At 63.2% G+C, this 19819-nt stretch carries 17 protein-coding genes and 1 pseudogene; 8 read left to right on the top strand and 10 right to left on the bottom strand.

From position 1 onward, the window contains the following. Nucleotides 1-231: 231 nt before the first annotated feature. The 7 genes from RFM52_RS00295 to RFM52_RS00265 all read right to left on the bottom strand — a co-directional run bounded on the left by RFM52_RS00295 (nucleotide 232) and on the right by RFM52_RS00265 (nucleotide 9175). Nucleotides 232-1284, bottom strand: a complete 1053-nt coding sequence (locus RFM52_RS00295; RefSeq protein ID WP_320293876.1) for a D-alanine--D-alanine ligase family protein — start codon at nucleotides 1282-1284, stop codon at nucleotides 232-234. Nucleotides 1285-1909: 625 nt separating this feature from the next. Next, nucleotides 1910-2782: an SMP-30/gluconolactonase/LRE family protein gene (locus RFM52_RS00290; protein WP_320293875.1), complete on the bottom strand. Its 873-nt coding sequence runs from the start codon at nucleotides 2780-2782 to the stop codon at nucleotides 1910-1912. Beyond that, nucleotides 2782-3420, bottom strand: a complete 639-nt coding sequence (locus tag RFM52_RS00285) for a 2-dehydro-3-deoxy-6-phosphogalactonate aldolase (protein ID WP_320293874.1) — start codon at nucleotides 3418-3420, stop codon at nucleotides 2782-2784. The genes RFM52_RS00290 and RFM52_RS00285 overlap by 1 nt, the downstream gene beginning before the upstream one ends. Then, on the bottom strand, nucleotides 3417-4352 hold the full coding sequence (locus tag RFM52_RS00280; RefSeq protein WP_320293873.1) for a 2-dehydro-3-deoxygalactonokinase: 936 nt from the start codon (nucleotides 4350-4352) through the stop codon (nucleotides 3417-3419). The genes RFM52_RS00285 and RFM52_RS00280 overlap by 4 nt, the downstream gene beginning before the upstream one ends. After that, nucleotides 4349-5116, bottom strand: coding sequence for an SDR family NAD(P)-dependent oxidoreductase (locus tag RFM52_RS00275; RefSeq protein ID WP_320293872.1), 768 nt, complete (start codon nucleotides 5114-5116; stop codon nucleotides 4349-4351). Before RFM52_RS00275 ends, RFM52_RS00280 begins: the two co-directional genes overlap by 4 nt. Before the next feature lie 648 nt (nucleotides 5117-5764). Further along, a complete protein-coding gene (locus RFM52_RS00270; protein ID WP_217578399.1) occupies nucleotides 5765-7114 on the bottom strand; it encodes a putative bifunctional diguanylate cyclase/phosphodiesterase in 1350 nt (449 codons plus the stop codon). A 264-nt stretch (nucleotides 7115-7378) separates the two neighbouring features. Next, nucleotides 7379-9175, bottom strand: a complete 1797-nt coding sequence (locus RFM52_RS00265; protein ID WP_320293871.1) for a GtrA family protein — start codon at nucleotides 9173-9175, stop codon at nucleotides 7379-7381. Nucleotides 9176-9302: 127 nt separating this feature from the next. On the opposite strand from RFM52_RS00265, the gene RFM52_RS00260 reads away from it, so the two are divergent. From RFM52_RS00260 to RFM52_RS00240, 5 genes and pseudogenes are all read left to right on the top strand, one after another. Next, the gene (locus RFM52_RS00260) at nucleotides 9303-10307 is read left to right on the top strand and encodes a glycosyltransferase (RefSeq protein ID WP_320293870.1); all 1005 of its coding nucleotides are present in this window, start codon (nucleotides 9303-9305) and stop codon (nucleotides 10305-10307) included. 110 nt (nucleotides 10308-10417) lie between these two features. Further along, entirely contained in the window at nucleotides 10418-10795 is a 378-nt protein-coding gene (locus RFM52_RS00255) for a GtrA family protein (RefSeq protein WP_430699222.1), read from the top strand. A 79-nt stretch (nucleotides 10796-10874) separates the two neighbouring features. After that, nucleotides 10875-11816 (top strand): glutathione synthase, encoded by a 942-nt coding sequence (gene gshB / locus RFM52_RS00250; RefSeq protein ID WP_320293869.1) that lies wholly within the window; start codon nucleotides 10875-10877, stop codon nucleotides 11814-11816. Nucleotides 11817-12005: 189 nt separating this feature from the next. Continuing rightward, nucleotides 12006-12647: pseudogene (locus RFM52_RS00245) on the top strand (magnesium chelatase domain-containing protein); the annotation flags it as partial. A 116-nt stretch (nucleotides 12648-12763) separates the two neighbouring features. Continuing rightward, the gene (locus RFM52_RS00240; RefSeq protein WP_320293868.1) at nucleotides 12764-13714 is read left to right on the top strand and encodes an HNH endonuclease; all 951 of its coding nucleotides are present in this window, start codon (nucleotides 12764-12766) and stop codon (nucleotides 13712-13714) included. A gap of 33 nt (nucleotides 13715-13747) precedes the next feature. Here the strand turns inward: RFM52_RS00240 and RFM52_RS00235 are convergent, their stop codons facing one another. Further along, nucleotides 13748-14326: a hypothetical protein gene (locus RFM52_RS00235; RefSeq protein ID WP_320293867.1), complete on the bottom strand. Its 579-nt coding sequence runs from the start codon at nucleotides 14324-14326 to the stop codon at nucleotides 13748-13750. Nucleotides 14327-14621: 295 nt separating this feature from the next. Further along, nucleotides 14622-15938 (bottom strand): zinc-binding metallopeptidase family protein, encoded by a 1317-nt coding sequence (locus RFM52_RS00230; protein WP_320293866.1) that lies wholly within the window; start codon nucleotides 15936-15938, stop codon nucleotides 14622-14624. A gap of 204 nt (nucleotides 15939-16142) precedes the next feature. Between RFM52_RS00230 and RFM52_RS00225 the strand changes: the two genes are divergently transcribed. The 3 genes from RFM52_RS00225 to RFM52_RS00215 all read left to right on the top strand — a co-directional run bounded on the left by RFM52_RS00225 (nucleotide 16143) and on the right by RFM52_RS00215 (nucleotide 19104). Continuing rightward, entirely contained in the window at nucleotides 16143-16514 is a 372-nt protein-coding gene (locus tag RFM52_RS00225; protein ID WP_320293865.1) for a hypothetical protein, read from the top strand. Continuing rightward, complete coding sequence (locus RFM52_RS00220; RefSeq protein WP_320293864.1) at nucleotides 16511-17566, top strand: serine/threonine-protein kinase; 1056 nt, start codon at nucleotides 16511-16513, stop codon at nucleotides 17564-17566. The genes RFM52_RS00225 and RFM52_RS00220 overlap by 4 nt, the downstream gene beginning before the upstream one ends. A gap of 134 nt (nucleotides 17567-17700) precedes the next feature. Next, nucleotides 17701-19104: a tetratricopeptide repeat protein gene (locus tag RFM52_RS00215; protein ID WP_320293863.1), complete on the top strand. Its 1404-nt coding sequence runs from the start codon at nucleotides 17701-17703 to the stop codon at nucleotides 19102-19104. On the opposite strand, the gene RFM52_RS00210 is transcribed toward RFM52_RS00215, so the two are convergent. Continuing rightward, on the bottom strand, nucleotides 19061-19690 hold the full coding sequence (locus RFM52_RS00210; protein WP_320294438.1) for a recombinase family protein: 630 nt from the start codon (nucleotides 19688-19690) through the stop codon (nucleotides 19061-19063). The two genes, RFM52_RS00215 and RFM52_RS00210, sit on opposite strands and share 44 nt — an antisense overlap. Nucleotides 19691-19819 lie beyond the last annotated feature (129 nt).

Below are 19819 nucleotides of genomic sequence, written 5' to 3'. Positions count from 1 at the left end.
CGCGGGCGTCCACCTTGTCGTCATCCACGGGCGGAGCAAGGAGCGTAGCGACGCGGCGCAGACCCGAGGATCCATGCCGTGACTTCAGCGCGCCGCTACGGTCCAAAATTCTGCACCGCTGCACTCCACGGCCGAGGCAACGGCATGGATTCCAGGGTCTGCGCTGCGTCGCTTCGCTCCTTGCTCCGGCCTGGAATGACGAAGTCGTTAGGTCTTAGCCAATCATGAATGTCACAACGACAGCCTGTTGGCCGCCGTCTGCGCCATCGCGTCGGCGAGTTCCATGCCCCACTGCCTACGGCAATAATCGCGGAAATCGAAGCAAGGCAGGCCCGGGCAGACTTCGAACTCGATGAGATGCACGGTGTCGTCGGCCTCGACCCTGAAATCGACGGAAAAGACATCTTTCAGGCCGAGACCGCTTATCAGTTTCTGCGCGATGGCGCGGATTTTCCGATCAGCCTCCGGCTGACTGGCGCCCACGGCCTCAAGCTCCGGCTCGACATAAGTGCCTGCATCCTTCGCGGCCTGGCCGGTCTCGCCATAGAGCGCCATGCTATCGGCCATGGTCTGAAAATCGCCGCCGGAATCGACGAAGACGATGCCGAGCGCATCGGTGCCGGTTTCGTGTTTGAGCCCAAGGAAGCTCGCCCGCACGTTGCGGCCGGCGACATAGGGCTGGACGACGACATCGTCGCGATAATGGGAAAAGACGCGCCGGCTAAGCTCCAGCGCATGGCCGAGATCGCTGATGCGCGAATCCGGCCAGATGCCGATCTTGGCGCCGAGCCGGTTGGGCTTGACGAACCAGCCTTTGGGCGAGGCCGGCGGCTCGATGAGCCATTCGCCATTACGGGCAAGGCCGGCTTGCGGCGCCGGAAGACCGAGCGCGCCAAGCACGGCGCCGCAGCGGAGCTTGTCCTGGCAGAGCGCGAAAAGGGAATCGTCGGCGCCGATGGTGCGCAAGCCATTCAGCCGCGCCATTGCGGGTGCCGCCCCGCCGCGGAAATAGGCGATGCCGTCGGTCAGCGTCCAGACCAGCGTCGTCGCCGGATCGGCTTTCGCCAGAACCGGCGCCGCATCGTCGAGCTCGACAGGGTTGAAAGCGAGGCGGCGCTTCTCGCAAGCCGCGGTCAGCTGCCCGAATTCCGGCGCGAGGTCGGTCGATTGCGCCAGGTAGGACGAAATCTCGATGGCTCGCTCCGCTGGATAACCCTCGGCGATAAGCCGATCAAAGCAGGCTTTTTCCGGCTCGTAGACAAGGATCAGCGTCGGCTGCGGCATCGAATGCTCCGGGCGAAATCAGGCGCTACCATCGCATGGCTGCTGCAATCGGCTTGCGGGAAACCGACCGGGCCGGGCGGTTGCGCGATAATAAGCCAGTCGCCGCCTCTCTTGTTTGATGCAATTCCGGCCGGAACGCTCTAATTCCCCAGCACGGGTTTGACCGCCGGCTATGTTTGCCTTGGGGGCGGCATGCCTTGGAGATTAGCCGAAACGCCCATCACGATCGTCATCCACGGGCGGAGCAAGGAGCGAAGCGACGCGCGCAGACCCGAGGATCCATTCCGTTACGTCGAAGCACCGCTCACGGTGCAGAATTCTGTTCCGTTGTGCCATTCGGCCGAGGTCACGGAATGGATTCCAGGGTCTGCGCGCGTCGCTTCGCTCCTTGCTCCGCCCTGGAATGACGAGGTTGAGAGGCTTCGGCCAATCTCCAGCGTTTGCGCTGATTTCATGGAATGAGCGGTGAAAGCCTTGCCCCTCGACAAACGGCGATCTTTCAAATCTCTCTATCGAAGAATTAATGCATGTCGCCCAGAAGTGCGCAGCGGTTCCTGGGACAACGACATGCATCAAAACAAAGACTTAAAGCGTGTCGCCTGAAGCCGTTTCGGCGCGACGCGCTTTAAGCGATCAGAACGCGCGGCTCGAAACGGCCTTTGATCGGGATATCGAGCAGGAAGGTCATGCCGGCCTGCGGATCAAGAGCGCGCTGCTTCTCGTCCTTGCCTTTCCAGGCCGAGGTCACCGCCAGGCGGTCGGCTTTCTGGCCGACAAAGGCCGGGCAGGAAGCCTGCGTCACCGGCATGGCGATCTCGCGCAGCAGCGTGCCGTCCGGCGCATAGGCCTTCACCGCCCTGCCGCCCCAGACGGCATTCCACAGCACGCCGTCGCGGTCGACGACCGAACCGTCGACATAGCCTTTCGAGGAGCGATGATCGACGAACACTTTCGCTTCGCCTGCCGGCAAACCGGTCGCCGGATCGCAGGCCACACGCATCAGAAGCCCGGTCGCGGTGTCGGTGTAGTAGGCGATCTTGCCGTCTTCCGAGAAGCATATCGAGTTCGAGACGGTGATGCCCGAAAACAGCCGGCGCAATTCGCCCTTGAAGAACCAGTAGATCGAGCCGGCGCCCTTCTCCTCGTCCTTGCCCATCGTGCCCGTCCACAAGGCGCCGCAGGGATGGACGCGGGAATCGTTGGAGCGCGTCAGCGGGTTGTCGACCTCGATCGGCGTGTGCAGCGTCAGCCTGCCGGTCTTGACGTCACGTACCTGAAGGCCGATCTCGGTTGCGATGAGCTGGCTATCGGCGTCGATGACCGCGATTGCGCTCGCCATGACGCCCAGGTCATGAACTTTCAGCGCGCCGGCGAGCGGCTTTTCCAGGAGCTTGCCGTTGACGATGTCGAACCAGAACAGCGTATCGGTGGCGGGATCGTAGCTCGGGCCTTCGCCAAGCTCGCAGATATGGTCGGAAAAAACCGAAACGCCGTCCATCACGCCACTCCGAAAGCTTCATCCCAGGCGGCGACCGCGGCGCGGGCGCGCTGCGCCACGTCCTCGACCGTCGCGCCGGGCTTGTAGAGGCTCGAGCCAAGCCCGAAGACGCTGACGCCGACCGCCTTGTAGCCGGCAAAATCCTTGTCGGAAACGCCGCCGACGGCGCCGACCAGAGTCGCCGCCGGCAGCACCGCGCGGATCGCCGCGATGCCGCTCGATCCAAGCACGCTGGCCGGGAAGAATTTCAGCGCCGAGGCCCCTAACCGGATCGCCTGGAAGGCCTCGGTGGGCGTGAACACGCCCGGCATCGTCACCATGCCGTGGTGCATGGCGCGACCCATGACCTCGACATCGATGTTGGGGCTGACCAGCAACTTGCCGCCGGCCTTGTGCAAGGCGTCGACATCGGCGGCGGTCAGAACCGTGCCGGCGCCGACCAGCGCTGTCTTGGGAAGGACCTCGACGATCCTGGCAATCGACGAAAACGGTTCCGGCGAATTGAGCGGCACCTCGATCGCCTCGATGCCGGCGTCGAACAGCGCCTGGCCTATCGAGATGGCTTCCGCCGGCTTGAGGCCGCGCAGGATGGCGACAAGGCCGCGTTTCAGCTTCGGGAAGGGTGCGGTCTGGCTCATGAAGCGCCTCCAATCATGCCGTTCTCGCGCGCCGCCTCGACGAGGCCGGCGCGCACCGCTTCATCGGCGTCGACAGTACGAAAAGCAAGACCGGCAAAACCCAGGGCGGAACCATAAAGCGTGGCCAGCGCGCCGGAGGCGACCAATGCCACCGGCGCGTCGCTCGCGCCGTAGCGGCGCCTTGCCGAGGCGATCTCGCCGCCGATCAAAAGTCCGGACAGGCATGCCGCCGCATCGGCGGGCTGCAGATCCTGCAAGAGCCCGGCGGCGCGGATGGCAAACAGTTTCGAGGTGACGTCGCCGCCTTCGCCGAGCGCCCGTTCGCACCACTGACGGAAGAATGGGCTGTCCGCGGCGACCGGAGCGGGATGCTCGCCCAGCGAATGTTTCAGGATCGAGTGCGTGGCTAAAACCGAAAACAATTCGCCGGTCGGCCAGGTGCCAAAACCTTCGACCGCGCCGTCCGCGACCGCGACCCATTTGGAATGGGTGCCGGGCATGCAGACGAGATGGCGTCCCTTTGCCGGCAAACCGGCGCCGGCAAGCTGGGTTTCCTCGCCGCGCATGACATCCGGCGCCTCGGTCAGGCGCTGCGCGAGGCCGGGCACGATGCGGATGTCGCGGCTCGCACCGTCGACGCGGGCAGCGCCGCGCAAAATGGCGCCGATCGGCGCCGGCACGGTGACGTAAGGCGCCTCGATCCAGCCCTGGCGGGAACCAGCCATGCCGCAGATGATGACCGGCAGCGTTTCCGGCGCGCCCATGGCGGCAAGATGGCCTTCCAGCACCTTTGCAAAACCTTTTTCGCGCGCGGTGATCAGCCCGTCGTCGCCGCGCCGCTCTGCAAGCACCTTGCCCGAGCCGTCGAGCAGCCATGCCCTGAGCCTGGTCGTGCCCCAGTCGAGCGCGGCAACCGCGGGCGCCGGGCTCACAGGAAACCTCCATCGACGATCAGCATCTGCGCGGTGAGCATGCGCGAGGCGTCCGACGCCAGGAACAGCACCGTGCCCACCATGTCGTCGGGCTGCATGACGTCCTTGATGCATTGCTTGGCGACATGGGCGGCAAGCCCCTGATCCGTGACCCAGAGCTCGCGCTGGCGCTCGGTGATGACCCAGCCCGGCGCCACCGCGTTGACGCGGATGCGGTCGGCGCCCAGCTTGCCGGCGAGGCCCTTGGTGAGACCGAGAATGCCCGCCTTGGCAGCGGTGTAGGCAGGCATATCGGGGTGGTTGATCAGATAGGAGGTGGAGGTGAAGTTGATGATCGAGCCGCCGCCGGCGCGCTTCATGCCGGGCGCCACGGCCTGCGCGGTGAAGAAATGCGGCCGCAGGTTGATGGCGAGGTTGTTGTCCCAGAACTCGACCGTGACGTCCTCGACCGCGTGGCGGTCATCGAGCGCGGCGTTGTTGACGAGCGCTGTGACGTCGCCATGCGCCTCTGCCGCCCTGGCCGCGGCGGCGCGCAGCGCCTCGATGTCGCGCAGGTCGGCCTTGAGATAGAGCGGGCGGCGGCCAAGCTCCTTCTCCAGCCGGTCGGCGAGGGCGGTGCTTGGCTTGTCGGCGATGTCGATGAAAGCGACCCTGGCGCCCTGGCGCATAAAGCCTTCGGTCAGCGCCGCGCCGATGCCGGAGCCGCCGCCGGTGATCAGCACCGAGGCGCCGTCGAGGTCGGCGAACCGCGCCGATGGCATCATGATCTGTTTCTCCCGTTTGGCCGGCGCGCATCCTAGCCAGACAGGTCGAGGGGGCAAGGGCGAAAAGCCGGATTCCCTCGCTTATGTCTGACAAAATGATCGACGCGTCGCCACGATAGCGGCCGCCGGTCTTTCGAACCGTCGAAAAGCTCCAGAGCGTTTTCTCCGTTTCACGGAAACAGCGAAATGCTATTTTGGCGCAAGATTTTCCGTTCATTTCCGTGAAATCAGCGCAAACGCCGGGGATTGGTTGAAGCCGCCCCAAGCTCGTCATTCTATGGCGGAGCAAGGAGCGATGCGACGCGGCGCAGACCATAGAATCCATGCCGTGACTTGGAAGCGTTGCTGCGGTGCAGAATTCTGCTCCGCTGCGCTCTTCGGCGAAGGTTACGGCATGGATTCTAGGGTCTCCGCGACGGAGCTTCGCTCCTGCTCCGCCCTAGAATGACGATCGCGATGGGGCGTTTCGGCCAATCTCCAACGCATGCTACCTGCCCAAGCAAAAAGAGCCGACCGGTCAAAATCCCTGTGCTGGGGAACTAAAGCGCGTCGCGATCTTTCAGATTCGCTCCCCTGCGCTTTAGGTTTTTGATTCTACGCATGTCTTTGTCCCGAAACCGGTTCCCACTTTCGGGGGACATGCTTTAATCAGATCGCTTTGGCGTGCAGCGCGCCGCGATAGGAATCGCGCAGATAGCCGAGCGTGGCGTCGGCGTCGGCCGGCTTGCCGAACAGATAGCCCTGCCCGCCGGCGCAGCCGAACTGGACGAGGCGATCGGCCTGCGCCTCGTCCTCGATGCCTTCGGCGACGACATCCATGCCGAGCCCTTCGCACATGGCGAGGATGGCGCGGATGATGTGCTCGGAGGGCCGGTCGTCGAGGATGGAGGAGACGAAGGCGCGGTCGATCTTCAGCTTGTCGAAATGGAACTCGCGCAGGCGGCCGAGCGACGACTGACCGGTGCCGAAATCGTCGAGCGAGACGCGGATGCCGACGCGGCGCAGATCCTCGACGATCTTCTCGGCCGAGGCCGGATCGTTCATCAGGCCGGTCTCGGTGATCTCGATCTCCAGCCGGCGCGGATCGAAGCCGGTGCGGTCGAGGATGGCCAGGATATGCAGGCCGGTGTTCTGGTCGACGAGCTGCGAGGGCGACAGGTTGAAGGACAAGAACAGTTCCTTCGGCCAGCTACGCGCCGCCTCGGTCGCCTTGCGCAGCACCAGCTGCGACAGCGGGCCGATGATGCCGCGTTCCTCGGCGATCGGGATGAAGACGGATGGCGGCACGACGCCGAGGTCGCGATCGGTCCAGCGCGCCAGGGTCTCGAAGCCGATGGTGCGGCGGCTGTTCAAGTCGACGATCGGCTGGAAATGCGGCTCGACCTCGCCGGCCGAGACGGCGCGGCGCAGCGCCTGCTCGATGCGGGTGACGCGCTTGGCCGCCTCCTCCATCTCGCGGGTATAGACGACGACGCGGCCGCGGCCCGAGCGCTTGGCGTGATAGAGCGCGGTCTCGGCCTTGTTGACCAGGATCTCGGTGGTCTCATCGCCGGAATAGAACAGCGAGCAGCCGACCGAGGCCGAAAGCCTCGCGGTGCGCTCGCCGACATCATAGGGCGCCGACAGGATCTCGATCAGCATGCGCGACTTCTCGGCCGCCTGCTCCTCCGAGAACACCATCGGGTAGAGATAGGCGAATTCGTCGGCGCCGATACGGCAGACGGTGGAATAGCCATCCATCGAGGCGCGCAGCCGCATCGCCACCTGGATCAGGATGTCGTCACCGGCCTTGTGGCCGAACAGGTCGTTGATCGGCTTGAAGCCGTCGAGGTCGAGGATGCCGACGGTGAAGGGCGCGGGATCGTCGGCGCGGTCGCTTATCAGGCGATCGACCTTGTCGAAGAAGCGACGATGGTTGCCGAGCCCGGTCAACGAATCCGTGAAGGCCAGATCCGTGTTTTCCTTGCCTGGCTGACCGGTGCCAAACGTCGTTTGCATCATGCCTCTGTTCTGATGTCGGTATTTTCGGCCAGACTGGCAGCAAAGCGTTTAGGAAAAGTATCGGAAAATCGATTTTCCATCGTCTGGGAGTTGCTTGGCTCGCCGGCGGCTGTTCAGCTTAAGGGCAAGAGACGGCAACCCAGCCCAAATATTCGTTTATGCGTAATTTCTAATGGAAATATCGAACGGCGTTTTCCCGAGATACAGCTTCCGTTCAAGCAGTTGCAGACGAAAGGCCGTTTCGAGCTTTCGGGAATTGCCTTAGCCGGCTTGCCTGACACGATAGAGCTCGATCGGGCCGCCCTTCTCGCCGACCGGCTCGAGCCAGTCCGGCACGGAGCCGCGCAGCAGGCCGGCGAGGAAGCCTTGCGGAGCCTTCCGGGTCAGGATTAGGGTCTCGACATTGCCGGGGCAGACGGCGACGACGCCGACGCGATGTGCCTCGACGATTGCCCGCGCATCATCGGCCGAGCCGAGAAAGGCGTCCAGCGCCAGGAGATTGCCGGCGACATTGCGGTGGTAGGGGCCGGCGAAGGCGCGATGGCCGCTATAGGCGAGGACCGGCGCCCCGAGATTGGAGATCGTCAGCACGGTGGTGTCGGCCATGGCGCCGAGCGGCGCGAAGGTGACCTTCTTCTCGCAGGTCTTGTCTACAGCGCCGCCCTCGGCGACGGCCTTGCCTTTTTCCAACGCCACCGAGGCGGCCGCGGCGACGCCCGTCCAGACCGGGTTGATCGAGACCAGCCAGACGGCCGCAAGGCGCAGCGCCACGCCGAGCGAGGAACTGGTTTCGGCCCGCGCCCGCCATTTGGCGATCCAGGCCGACAGCGGAACGACCGCAAAGGCGATCGAGAAGGTGGTGCCGCGCACCTGCCAGGCGCCGACCGCGAAAGCGACGACGAGCAGTGCCGTGACGAGGCTGTCCTGCCGCCGCCAGCCGCCGCGGCGCAAACGCAGCGCCATCAGGATGATCGCGACCAGCGGCGTGGCGTAACGCGCCGCCACGCGCGCCGGATCGCGGACAAGCAGCGTGAACAGCGACTGGGCCTCGTCGATATGGTCGAGCCACAGTTCCTTGAGGCGCGGATCGAGGGAGGCGTAGGGGGCTGAGAGGCATTGCGGGAACAGAACCGCCACGACCACGCCGAGGGCGACGCCCAGCGCCGCAAGCGACGCCAGCCTGCGCCGCAAGCTGCCGGCGGCGGGCTCGACGGAGGCGATTGCCGCCAGCCCCGCGCCGGCAATGGCCGCGACGACGAACTGCGCGACCGAGAAGGCATCGCACTGTGCCACGCCCCACGCGGACGGCGAGACGGTGGTGACGAAGACAAGTGCCGCAACGCCGGCGAAGCCGAGACCGAAATCCCGGGCGATCGCCCGCTCGCCGTTTGGATCGGCGACGAACAGCAGCGCCACGCAAAGGCCGATGGTGGCGACGTAGGGCGCGGTTTCCATGCCGACGGCGAGCGTCAGCGCGGCGCAGAGGCCGGACCATAGCGCGGCCCGGTGCCGCGCGGGCGCTTCGAGCAGCAAAGCGAGGCTTGCCATGGTGAGCATCAGCTGGACGTTGTGGTGATCGAGCGCGCCGGGGTCGTAGATGCCGATGAAATAATAGCCGGCCGCGCCGATCAGGATGGCGGGCAGCACCGCGCCACCGCCGCCGAAGCTGCGCGCGGCGCGGGCGGTGAAGAACAAGGTCGACCAAAGCAGCAGCGCCGGCCACAGCACCTGCGCCACGTCCTCGCCGAGTGGCCTGCTGCCGGTGAGCGCCGAGGCGGCAAGCGCGATGGCGGCGATCGGCGCATCCACCAGCCTCGACCAGTGCATGACGAAACCACCTTCCAGCCCCATCCGGTACTGGTGCAGGTCGAACCAGCCCTGGCCGGCCAGCAGGTCGCGGACCTCGACGAGGCGCAGCAGGTTGTCGTTGTCGCCGCCCGCATCGGTCAGTTGGCCAAAGCCGGCCCATGCATTGAAGGCGAAGCCGAGCAGGGCGGCCAGCAGCGCCAGCACCAGATCGGACTTCCAGGTGGCGGCGCCGTTCTCGGCTGTGCCCATTGCCATGGCCTTTGAAGGGAGAGGATCGGGTTTAAACCTAGCCTTAACGGCTTCAATAAATAGTAAAACGGCTCGAAGGGGCCGGCACAAAGGCGGCCGGAGGCTGATCGAGCGTCCGGAGACAGACATGCCGCATGCAGTCCGCCACGAGCCGGTCATCGCCGTGCTCCTGCCTTGCTACAATGAGGAGCTGACGATCGGCGATGTCGTGCGGCGCTTCCGCGAGACGCTGCCTTCGGCCGCGATCTACGTCTACGACAACAATTCCAAGGACCTCACGGCGCTGAAAGCCCGCGCCGCCGGCGCCACCGTCGTGCGCGAGCCGCGCCAGGGCAAGGGCAATGTGGTGCGGCGCATGTTCGCCGACATCGACGCGGACATCTATGTGATGGCCGACGGCGACGGCACCTACGCGCCGGAGGATGCGCCGCAACTGATCAACGTGCTGCAGACGGAGCGCTGCGACATGGTGGTGGGCACCAGGCGCGGCGTGACCGACGATGCCGGCCGCAACGGCCACGCCTTCGGCAACCGCGTCTTCAACCGCCTCTACAAGGGCCTGTTCGGGACCGACTTCACCGATATCTTCTCCGGCTACCGGGTGTTTTCACGCCGCTTCGTCAAGAGCTTCCCCGCCGTTTCCGGCGGCTTCGAGATCGAGACCGAGATGTCGGTGCATGCCTCGCAGCTCAAGCTGCCGGTAAGCGAGATGGCGCTCGACTACGGCCGCCGCCCGGAAGGCTCGTCGTCGAAGCTGTCGACCTTCCGCGACGGCGCCAGGATCCTGTGGATGTTCGCCATGCTGGTGAAGGAGACGCAGCCGCTGCGCTTCTTCGGCACGTTCGCGCTGTTCTTCCTGGCGGCGAGCATCGGCCTGATGATCCCCGTGCTGGTCGAATTCGCGGAGACGGGACTGGTGCCGCGCATGCCGACCTGGGTGCTGTCGATCGGCATGCTGCTGCTGGCCATGCTCTCGATGATGACCGGCCTCATCCTCGATTCGGTATCGCGCGGCCGGGCCGAGCAGAAGCGTATCTTCTACCTGTCGATTTCCTCCGGCCGGGCCGAGCGCGGGATATCCGCGCAAGCCGCGCCGAAGAGCGAGCCGGGCAAGGCCCCAAGGGCGGCTTAGAGCATGATCCCGAAAAGTGGGAACCGGTTTTCGGAGAAAGCTCATGCTCCAACAAAGAGTTAGATCGTGAGGGCGATTCAACGAAACGCCATCACGATCTAGTGGGCGGCATGGTGGGCCGCCTCGTCCGCTTCGCCTTTACCGGCGGCATCGGTTTCGTCGCCGACGCGGCGGCGCTTTGGCTGCTGCTAGCCACCACGCCGCTCGGCGCGCTTTCGGCACGCGTGCTGTCGATCGGCTTCGCGCTCTGCGTCACCTGGCAGATCAACCGCCATCTGACCTTCTCGCCGTCGAGCCGAAGCATCGCGCAGGAAGGCGCGCGCTATGGCGGCGTCGGCATCGCCACCGGCATCGTCAACTACCTGGTCTATTGCGCGCTGCTCTTGGCAATGCCGGCGCTGCCGCCGCTGGCGGCGCTCGCCTTTGCCTCGATCGTCGCCATGGCGCTGTCCTTCCTCGGCTATTCCAGGCTGGTCTTCGACCGGTAAGCGTCTGCACCAAGCGAGCACGATTGGCAGACGCCGCCGATTTCCTTATATCGGCGGCAGAGCACGCCGGAGAGAAAAAATGCCGCTGAAGATCGCCGTCCAGATGGACCATGTCTCCACCGTGTCGATCGCCGGCGACACGAGCTTCGCGCTGTCGCTCGAGGCGCAGCGGCGCGGCCACAAGCTTTTCCACTATACGCCCGACCGGCTGTCGCTGCGGGACGGCAAGGTGTTCGCGCGCATCGAGGAGATGCAGGTGCGCGACGAGAAGGGCAACCACTATTCGCTTGGCGAAAAAGTACGCACCGACCTCTCCGAGATGGACGTGGTGCTGCTGAGGCAAGACCCGCCCTTCGACATGAACTACATCACCACCACGCACATACTGGAGCGCATCCATCCGAAGACGCTGGTGGTCAACGACCCGGCCTGGGTGCGCAACAGCCCGGAAAAGATCTTCGTCACCGAATTCCCGGACCTGATGCCGGAAACGCTGATCACCAAGGATCCCCAGGAGGTCGCCGCCTTCCGCAAGGAGTTCGGCGACATCATCGTCAAGCCGCTCTACGGCAATGGCGGCGCCGGCATCTTCCATCTGCACGAGGCCGACCGAAACCTCGCCTCGCTGCTCGAAATGTTCGGCCAGCTGTTCCGCGAGCCCTATATCGTGCAGCGCTACCTCAAGGACGTGCGCAAGGGCGACAAGCGCATCATCCTGATCGACGGCGAACCGGTTGGCGCCATCAACCGCGTGCCGGCCGAGCACGATTCCCGCTCCAACATGCATGTCGGCGGCCGCGCCGAGAAGACCGAGCTGACGGCGCGCGAGCGCGAGATCTGCGCTCGCATCGGGCCTTCTCTGAAAGAACGCGGCTTCATCCTGGTCGGCATCGACGTGATCGGCGACTACATGACCGAGATCAACGTGACCTCGCCGACCGGCGTGCGCGAAGTGCAGCGCTTCGGCGGCGCGGATATCGCGAGCCTGTTCTGGGATTGCGTGGAGGGGAAGCGGGGGTAGTTCTCGCCACGACGCAGGCGGCGCTCCAAGCATCGGGCTTGTCGATGCCGCCGGAGAATAACGAGGCGCGCAGTTGCTCGCGTTCTCGTAATGTTCTTGCCCAAGGCGAAAATCTGTGGTTGTCTAGCCTGATTTCGCTCGCGGCCTGATCGCAGGATCACGCGAGCCGATATTGGGGGCTTGAGACAAATGGTGGCGCGGGTTCGCACGGTCGCTTTCCAGGGCATCGAGGCCGTTCCGGTCGATGTCCAGGTGATGGTCGGGCCGGGCAAGGTCGGCATGCAGATCGTCGGCCTGCCGGACAAAGCGGTGGCCGAGAGCCGCGAGCGGGTGCAGGCGGCGCTGCACGCATCGGGCCTGTCGATGCCGTCGAAGAAGGTGACGGTGAACCTCGCGCCGGCCGATCTTCCCAAGGAAGGCAGCCATTACGACCTGCCGATCGCGCTCGGCCTGATGGCGGCGCTCGGCGCCATACCCGGCGACATGCTGGCCGGCTATGTGGTGCTGGGCGAATTGTCGCTCGACGGCACCATCGCAGGCGTTGCCGGCGCGCTGCCGGCGGCGATCGGCGCCAATGCCGAAGGCAAGGGCCTGATCTGTCCCTTCGCCTGCGGACCGGAGGCGGCCTGGGCCGGCAAGGATTTCGACATATTGGCGCCGCGCAGCCTGATCGCCGTCGCCAACCACTTTCGCGGCACGCAGGTGCTGTCGCGGCCCGAAGCCGGCATAAAGCTCGCCGCGCGCGACCTGCCTGACCTCGCCGACATCAAGGGCCAGGAAAGCGCCAAGCGGGCGGTCGAAGTGGCGGCGGCCGGCGGCCACAACCTTCTCAAGTTGTGGACGAAAGACCCCTACTTTGGGCCTTGGACGCGATTGAGGTAAGAGATAGCCTTACTTGGGCTTTGAATGCCGCTCAGATTGTTGTCGATACCGGGGGGAGATCGGCCATGCTGTACCTTGAGATGTCGCGGGATGACGTCCATGGAGGTGGCTCTTGGGGTTTCACAAAGTGTATTTGGGCTCCGGTTCGGAAAGAGAACGGGGGTTCTTGGCCTTTCTGGAGCAAGGTCGGAGATGTGGAGGCAGGCGATCTCATACTTCACCTCCGGGGCGTTCCGCCCAGTGCCGAGTTCGTCGGGTATTCGATCGCGGCATCGAATGGCTACTCAACGGTCGACCGGCCTCCCGAGCCTAAAGGATGGTCATTTTCAGACGCATTCTACCGCGCTGACCTTGAACAGTTCACGCCCTTCGAAGCCCCAGTCAACCTGAACGACTTGTTCAAGGTCAGACGCGAGCCGCTTGAAGCGTACTTCGAGCGCAACAAAGTGAAGGGCACGGATAAGCGAAACATCTTCTTCGTGCGGCAGGCAGGCAGGCTTCAGTGTCTCAACGGCGCCTATTTGAGCGAGGTGGACGACGAACTGCTGGGGGCCTTGTTCGACGACGACGTGCAACGGCCAGCGGAGAGGGACTATGCCAACGTCAAAACGGCCTCGGTATTGGCTGTTGTGAGACGGCGGGTTGGGCAGCAGCAGTTTGCTCAAGAGGTCAAAGCCCTATACGGGGGGAGGTGTTGCTTCCCCGGCTGCGCAGTTGACGATGATCGCTTCTTGGTGGCATCGCACATAGCGCGGTGGAGCGACAATGTTTCGCTCCGTGGCCACATTGGGAACGGTCTGTGTTTGTGTCTCACTCACGATAGGGCGTTTGAGCTTGGCCTCTACACCTTGGATGCTGAGTTCCGCATCCACGTCAATCCGGCGGCGAAACGCTCAGCCGTGGTGGAGACCATTGCCCAGTCTAACGGCGAACCAATGCGGCTTGCATCTACCTTGCCGCTTCAAGAGGCTCTATTGGAACATTGGGTAAGGATTGGCGCCGACCCGATGACGTGAATGCCTTTTGCCCTTCAAAGCGCGACCCTGATATCATTCCATACTCTGTGAGTAGGGTGCCGGCGACGGCAGTCGATGCTTCTCAACCAGCAATTCACACGCATTCTCCAGCGCCTCGCCCATGTGCCGCAGGACCCTTCCACGCGGTCTCGGGTAGACGTGCAGTTCGGTCGTTGTCGGCCCCTCGCCCCACCGCTTGTGCGTGCCAGAAGCCATACGATGGACGAGCTTGGCGGCCTGCACCTGCTTGAACTCGGCCTTGCGCTCGGCCTGCGGGTCGTCGCTGATAATCATCTCGACGGCCAGCCAAGCGGCGACCACTCGGCGCGGGTCGATGCCGGCCTTCCGCAGCCTCGCCCAGGCAGCCTTGGCGCGCTCCTGCGGTGACAGCCCACGCAACCGGAAAGCCTCTACGTGAGGCCCTGCGGTCCGCAAAAGCGTGGTCACTCGGTCGACGGCATTGGCCACATGGGTGTCATTCTGGTTTGCCTCAAGCCATGTCAGCGCGGCGGCCCGGTACGGGTTGATCTCTCGTGCCCTGTAGGAGCGTTTGTAAGGGCTGCCGTGGCGCGCGTAATGATCAGCATGGGAACGGCAGAACCGCGTGTCCAAGCCGTCTCCGGTGCCAGCACGAGCGGGCCTGCTGCAGCCGACCACTCGGCAGCGTGTGAACATAGAACTGGGTTCTGCCGCCCGGCTTTTGACCTCAGCTTTGCGTTCTCGCCTGCGGATTAGCTTCTCGGTCAATCTCGGGTCCCCCTAAGGGGAGCGCGGGGTGAACACCTATGGTCCACTGAAGGTCCAACTGGTGGAGAAGTGAGGGGGAACATGGACAGGATAGATACCTCCATAGAGACAGAAGAGAGGGAAGCTGACGTACCGAAGCCTAAGGATGAACAACCATCGGTCATGGGGCCTCTGCCTTTGACTGGGTCACAATTCCTTCGACACCCGCCACTCGCTGGAAGACCGAGAGCATCATCTCCCTCGCCGTCGCAGCTGCAGACGCGGGGACCATGAGGGCGTCGTGGATCGGCAATGCAGTGATCCCTCTCGCCTTCATGACGAGCAATACCTCCACCATGATCTGACTTTCGATGAACTGAACTTCGTGACCAAGTCCACGATGGAACCGATCCCTGATCGGCTCGTGCTCCTGCTCGATGGCTTCCACCACATCGGCGATCTTGTCACCGCTGCGGAACAGCTTGCGCGTGAACTGAGGGAACCTCTCAAGGGGCTTGTCGGCGAAGATCATGGCGCTCATGACACGCTTGATCCCCTCTCGCTGCTGCACGTAGCCCCACAGACGGTAGAGGTCGTGTGAGGTCGGCTGCCGTCCCGCCATTCCGTAGAGGATGCGAGCGCCCGCCTGACCATAGTCCAGCTCAACCGCCTTCTCGCCGCTGATGCGGAGGCCGACCCGTCTCTCGTCTTTGCGAAGTTGTTGCCAGAACCCGCCGAACAGCCTGCCGCCGCTGTCAAAGCGACCTTGGGTGAATACCCGCCGCAGTCTTCGGTCCCGCAGGGAAATCGGCGTGTGAGGCCAAGCGATACCCTTCCAGTCGAACTTGAGGTCGGCTTCATGGAGCCACTGGTTGATCTCGGCCATCTGCGCACGGTATCGGTCGGTCGCACCGTCATCCGGGTAGTCGAGACGCTCGCCGTCATCCCAGAAATTGGCGCGGTCCTTCAACCTCTTCAGAATGATTGTCTCGCCGGTCTGCTGCGTATCGAAATCGTCGAGGTCAACGTCGTGTTCGGTGATGCGGTCGAGAAGCCGCTGTCCCGGTCGGATGACAGTCGACCGCGATACGCCCTGAATGTCAGGGGCGACGTCTTGCTCGACGTAGCCCATCTCTGGCTTCGACAGGAGGTCGAGGGTGGCCGGAAACGCTTTACTGTACACCGCAGGCCGATAGCGGCTCTTCGCTCCCAGAACGCGGTTGGATCGGGTGACGAAGATGCCTGATCCGCCGACCAAGTGCCCGTGGATGAGGTCGGACAGTATGGCTTCGACGGTCTGCTCGAACGTCTCTTGATCTTTGGGGCGCCTCTTGTTGCGCCTGAGGCCGAAGCGAACCTCGTAGGTAGAGAGGAGCCCTATGGCTTCCCTGACGATGTCCTTGGCATTCTCCGAGGCGGCGAAGCGGTAGGGATTGAATGGGCGGTCGCGTTCGACCTCCCTTCCTTCTACCCTGGCGGCTGAACTAAGCTGATCCATGCGCTCCCGGAGATTGCAAACTCGCCACCCCGCGTACCGGGACAGGCGGCGTCTACCAGCGCGGCAATGCCGCCGGCAAGCCTTAAAGTCACCTGATCACCTTTACCCTGCGACAGGCCCCGCCGGTCCTGCGTCTCCCAACCAACCGGCCTTGAATACAAACCCATTAAGGGATATATATCCTATATTGAATATGGAGTGGTCATGCGTTCATTCAATCCCGATCAGCAAATGCGCCTCTTGCGCCTCAGTGGCGCGATTGCGACCCTTCCCGGGCTCAAGCTCGAGCTGTTGGCCAGCCTCCTGACCATCGCTGCTGAACCAGGATTGTCGGTCAATGAACTGGCCGACAAGACCGCCACGCCGCAGGCGTCAGCAAGCCGTTATGTCTCGGTACTCACGGGTCGATATCATGGCGACACATCAGAGCCGGCCGTCCCGCTCGTCAGTCAGGAGATACGCGCTGACGACCCACGCAGGCGGGCGCTGTTTCTTACCCCCGAAGGCTATGAGGCGGTTCTGTCCATCATCGAAGCCGTGGAGCCGATTTCGAATGCCAAAGGAGAAACAAGATGACGGCGTCCGCTCAACTTGAAGGGCTTGATCTCCGCGACGGCTGGAGGGTTATTCGGAACCTCCCGCGCAATCCGAACGGCTCTGGTGGGACATTCTCAAACAGCTACTTGGCTGAGAAGAACGGGCGTGTAGCGTTCGTCAAAGCGTTTGATTTCTCCGATGCTTTCGAGCCCGGCGTGGACACGCTGAAGAGATTGGCCGTTCTGGTCTCATCGTATGAGCACGAGAGGGATGTTTTGGAGCATTGTCGGGGCCGGCGACTTTCCCATGTAGCCGTTGCGATTGACCATGGCTACGTTGACGTTCCAAACCTGGGGCAGGTTGAGGGGCGGGTCTACTACCTCTTGTTCGAGCAGGCGGCCGGAGACATTCGTTGCCAGATGGACGAGGCGCAGACGTCAGACCTCGTCTGGTGCATGCGAGCCTTACGAAGCGTCTGCCTCGGGTTGGCTCAGGTTCATCGGGAGATCATCGCTCATCAGGATTTGAAGCCCTCCAACGTGCTCGCGTATGACGACGGTGTCTTCAAAATTGCCGACTTCGGTCGCTCATCTAAACGGGGGGCTTCCATTTGGCATGACGATCTTCGGTTTCCCGGGGATCGAACCTATGCGCCCCCCGAGCTGCTCTACGGTTTTGTCGCTCCTGATTTCGTACCCCGACGGATGGGGACCGACCTCTACATGCTCGGAAACCTTGCGGCATTCCTATTCACAGGCACAAATATGACGGGTTCGCTATTGGCACGACTGGATCCCCAGCATCATTGGACGAAATGGAGTTCCGACTACGCCGGTGTCTTGCCTTACGTGCAGGAGGCGTTCGCGCGTGTTCTTGAGGAGCTCGAAGGCAGGTTGCCGGCGGAAGTAAAGAGCTTCGTATTGGGTTTTGTGAGACAGCTCTGCAACCCGGAACCAAAGAGGCGCGGGCACCCGAAGGCCATTGGTCGACCGGACCAGTACTACTGCGAGCGGTACATTGCCGAGCTGACACACACTGTGACCTTGTTGGAGCTGCGGGCTCGGGTGGCGGCCCGCTCGGGGGTTGCATGATCCCGTCACCTTTCTCAGTTCCACGGCGGGTAGTTCCCCGTTGGCGAAGTCTCGCGCTGACGATTGAGGCAGGCGAGCTTTCGTCCCCTCCGCCGACCTCGGATAAATACGCACCTCCAGCCTTGGTGCCGTCCTTGGTTGAGAAACTGGGCAACTGGCGCGTTGATCCTTCCACCGTTACAGCAGGCGAGCTACTTGAAGCCTCGCTGGTCGAAGGCGTCGAGCGTGAGGCCGCTGCGGCTGCGCGATTTCTCCTTTCGTCCTCGTCCACTGCCACTCTGCCTGTGCGCAGACTGGCTGCCTTGGCACTGAAGCGCGCCGGCAGGTCCGACGACATCCCTGACGATGTCCAGGTGCTCGACACGGCCGACAAAGCAATATGGCGCGCCAGGGCGCGTGAGTATCCCGACAATCCGCTCGCATGGGTCGAGCTCTCTCTACATGACGTCATCAGCGGCAAGCGGGAAGCCGCCCGTCGTGCCATGCGTGTTGCACTGCAGCTGGCACCGGATAGTCGCCATGTGTTGCGGTCAGCTGCGCGTTTGTTCCTTCACTTGCACGAGCCGGATTTGGCGCACGACATTCTCCTCAGGAGTGCGCGCACGCCCTTTGATCCATGGTTGATGTCCGCAGAGATGGCCATTGCCGAATTGGCGCACCGCGAGGCGCGTTTCTTCGGTCAAGGAAGGGTACTAATCAAGTCAGGCAACCTTCGCCCAAGACAGGCTACTGAGCTTGCCAGCGCTTTGGGAACGCTGGAACTTGTGGCTGGGGGGAGAAAGAAAGCGCGGGATTTCTTTCGTGAGAGCTTGCTTGATCCGACAGGCAATTCTCTGGCGCAGGCAGAATGGGCGTCGCCCTCCTTCGGCGCCGAGCTTGTACCATCACAGAGGCTGTCGTTGACCAACGAAGCGGGAGAGGCAACGGCGCTGCATTTATTGAGAGAACAGAAGGTCGACGGAGTTACCGAGGCATGTGAGCGATGGTCCGCCTCAGAGCCTTATTCCATCCGACCCTTTGAAGTTGGTTCGGGGACCGCTGCAGCAATGGGCAAATATACTGAGGCTTTGGCTATTGCGCAGAAGGGACTGCTGATCAGGCCAGACGCACCTTGGTTGCTGAACAATAGGGCATTCGCCCTTATTCATTTGGGGCGCCTGAGGGATGCCGAGCGCGCCTTGCAGTGTATCAACAAGACCGACGATCCCACTTGGTTTGTGAGTGAGGCAAACCGAGGACTGTTGGCCATGCGCCGGGGTGAACATGCCGCAGGTGTGGCTCACTACAGGACGGCGATCGAGGGCTTCCGCGAACAACAGAAGCCAATTTACGTTGCGGTCGCACAAACCTTCCTCGCCCGTGAGGCTGCCTTGGCGGGCCTCGAAGAGGCCAAGGCACTGATCAAGGATGCTCGGGACCTTTGCACGAAGGCTGCACTCAAGGGTCAGGAATGGATATTGAAGGAGGCGGAGGAGGCCCTGAGTAGACCTCGGGTCAGTCCTGCGCAGACTGGCTTGGCAGCCGCTTCGCAATCTTAGACAGCGTTGACCGAGAGCACCCCGAAGCCTTTAGGATAGAGCTCCAGCTTTGACCGCGCTGGAGCATCTTCAAAATAGCCTCGTTTCTCTCGACGTCTTCCCGGCGGCCCTTCATGCGCCCCTCGGCCTTCGCCTTCGCGATGCCTTGGGCCTGCCGGCGGCGGCGGTCGTCGTAGTCCTTTCGGGCAATGGCGGCGAGCATGTCGAGCAGCATGCCGTTGATGGCGTCGAACATCCGCCCGGTGAAATCGTCCCCGGTCTTTAGCATCATGTGCGATGTCGGCAAGTCGAGCGCTACAACCTTGACCTCTCGGTCCTTGATCTCGCGCTTGAGCTGCTCCCAATCCTTGTCCGACAGGCGGCTCAGGCGGTCGACTTGTTCAGTAAGCAGGATGTCCCCCGGCTTGCTGTCCCTGAGCAGCCGGAACAGCTCCGGCCTGTGCAACGATGCGCCGCTCTCGTTCTCCTCGTAGGTGGCGGCGATGGTCAGGCCCCGCTCTCGACAGAACGCTTCAAGGTCGCCACGCGCCCGTCCCGCGTCCTGCTCCTTGGTCGAGGCCCTGAGGTAGGCTCGAATGAATGTCATAGTGCCCTCCAGTTCGATTTGACTGGTTCTGTAATAGGCGGTTCGCTTTGAGTGGTCAAGGGGCATTTGTCGAACCAGATCAGACCCGGTTCGGGAAGGGCACACCCAAAAGAGACTTGGCGACTGGGC

The organism is Mesorhizobium humile (genome assembly GCF_033977215.1).
Taxonomy (GTDB): Bacteria; Pseudomonadota; Alphaproteobacteria; order Rhizobiales; family Rhizobiaceae; genus Mesorhizobium; species Mesorhizobium humile.
The sequence above is the reverse complement of the archived record's forward strand: the minus strand, read 5'-3'. Positions and strand labels throughout refer to the sequence as shown.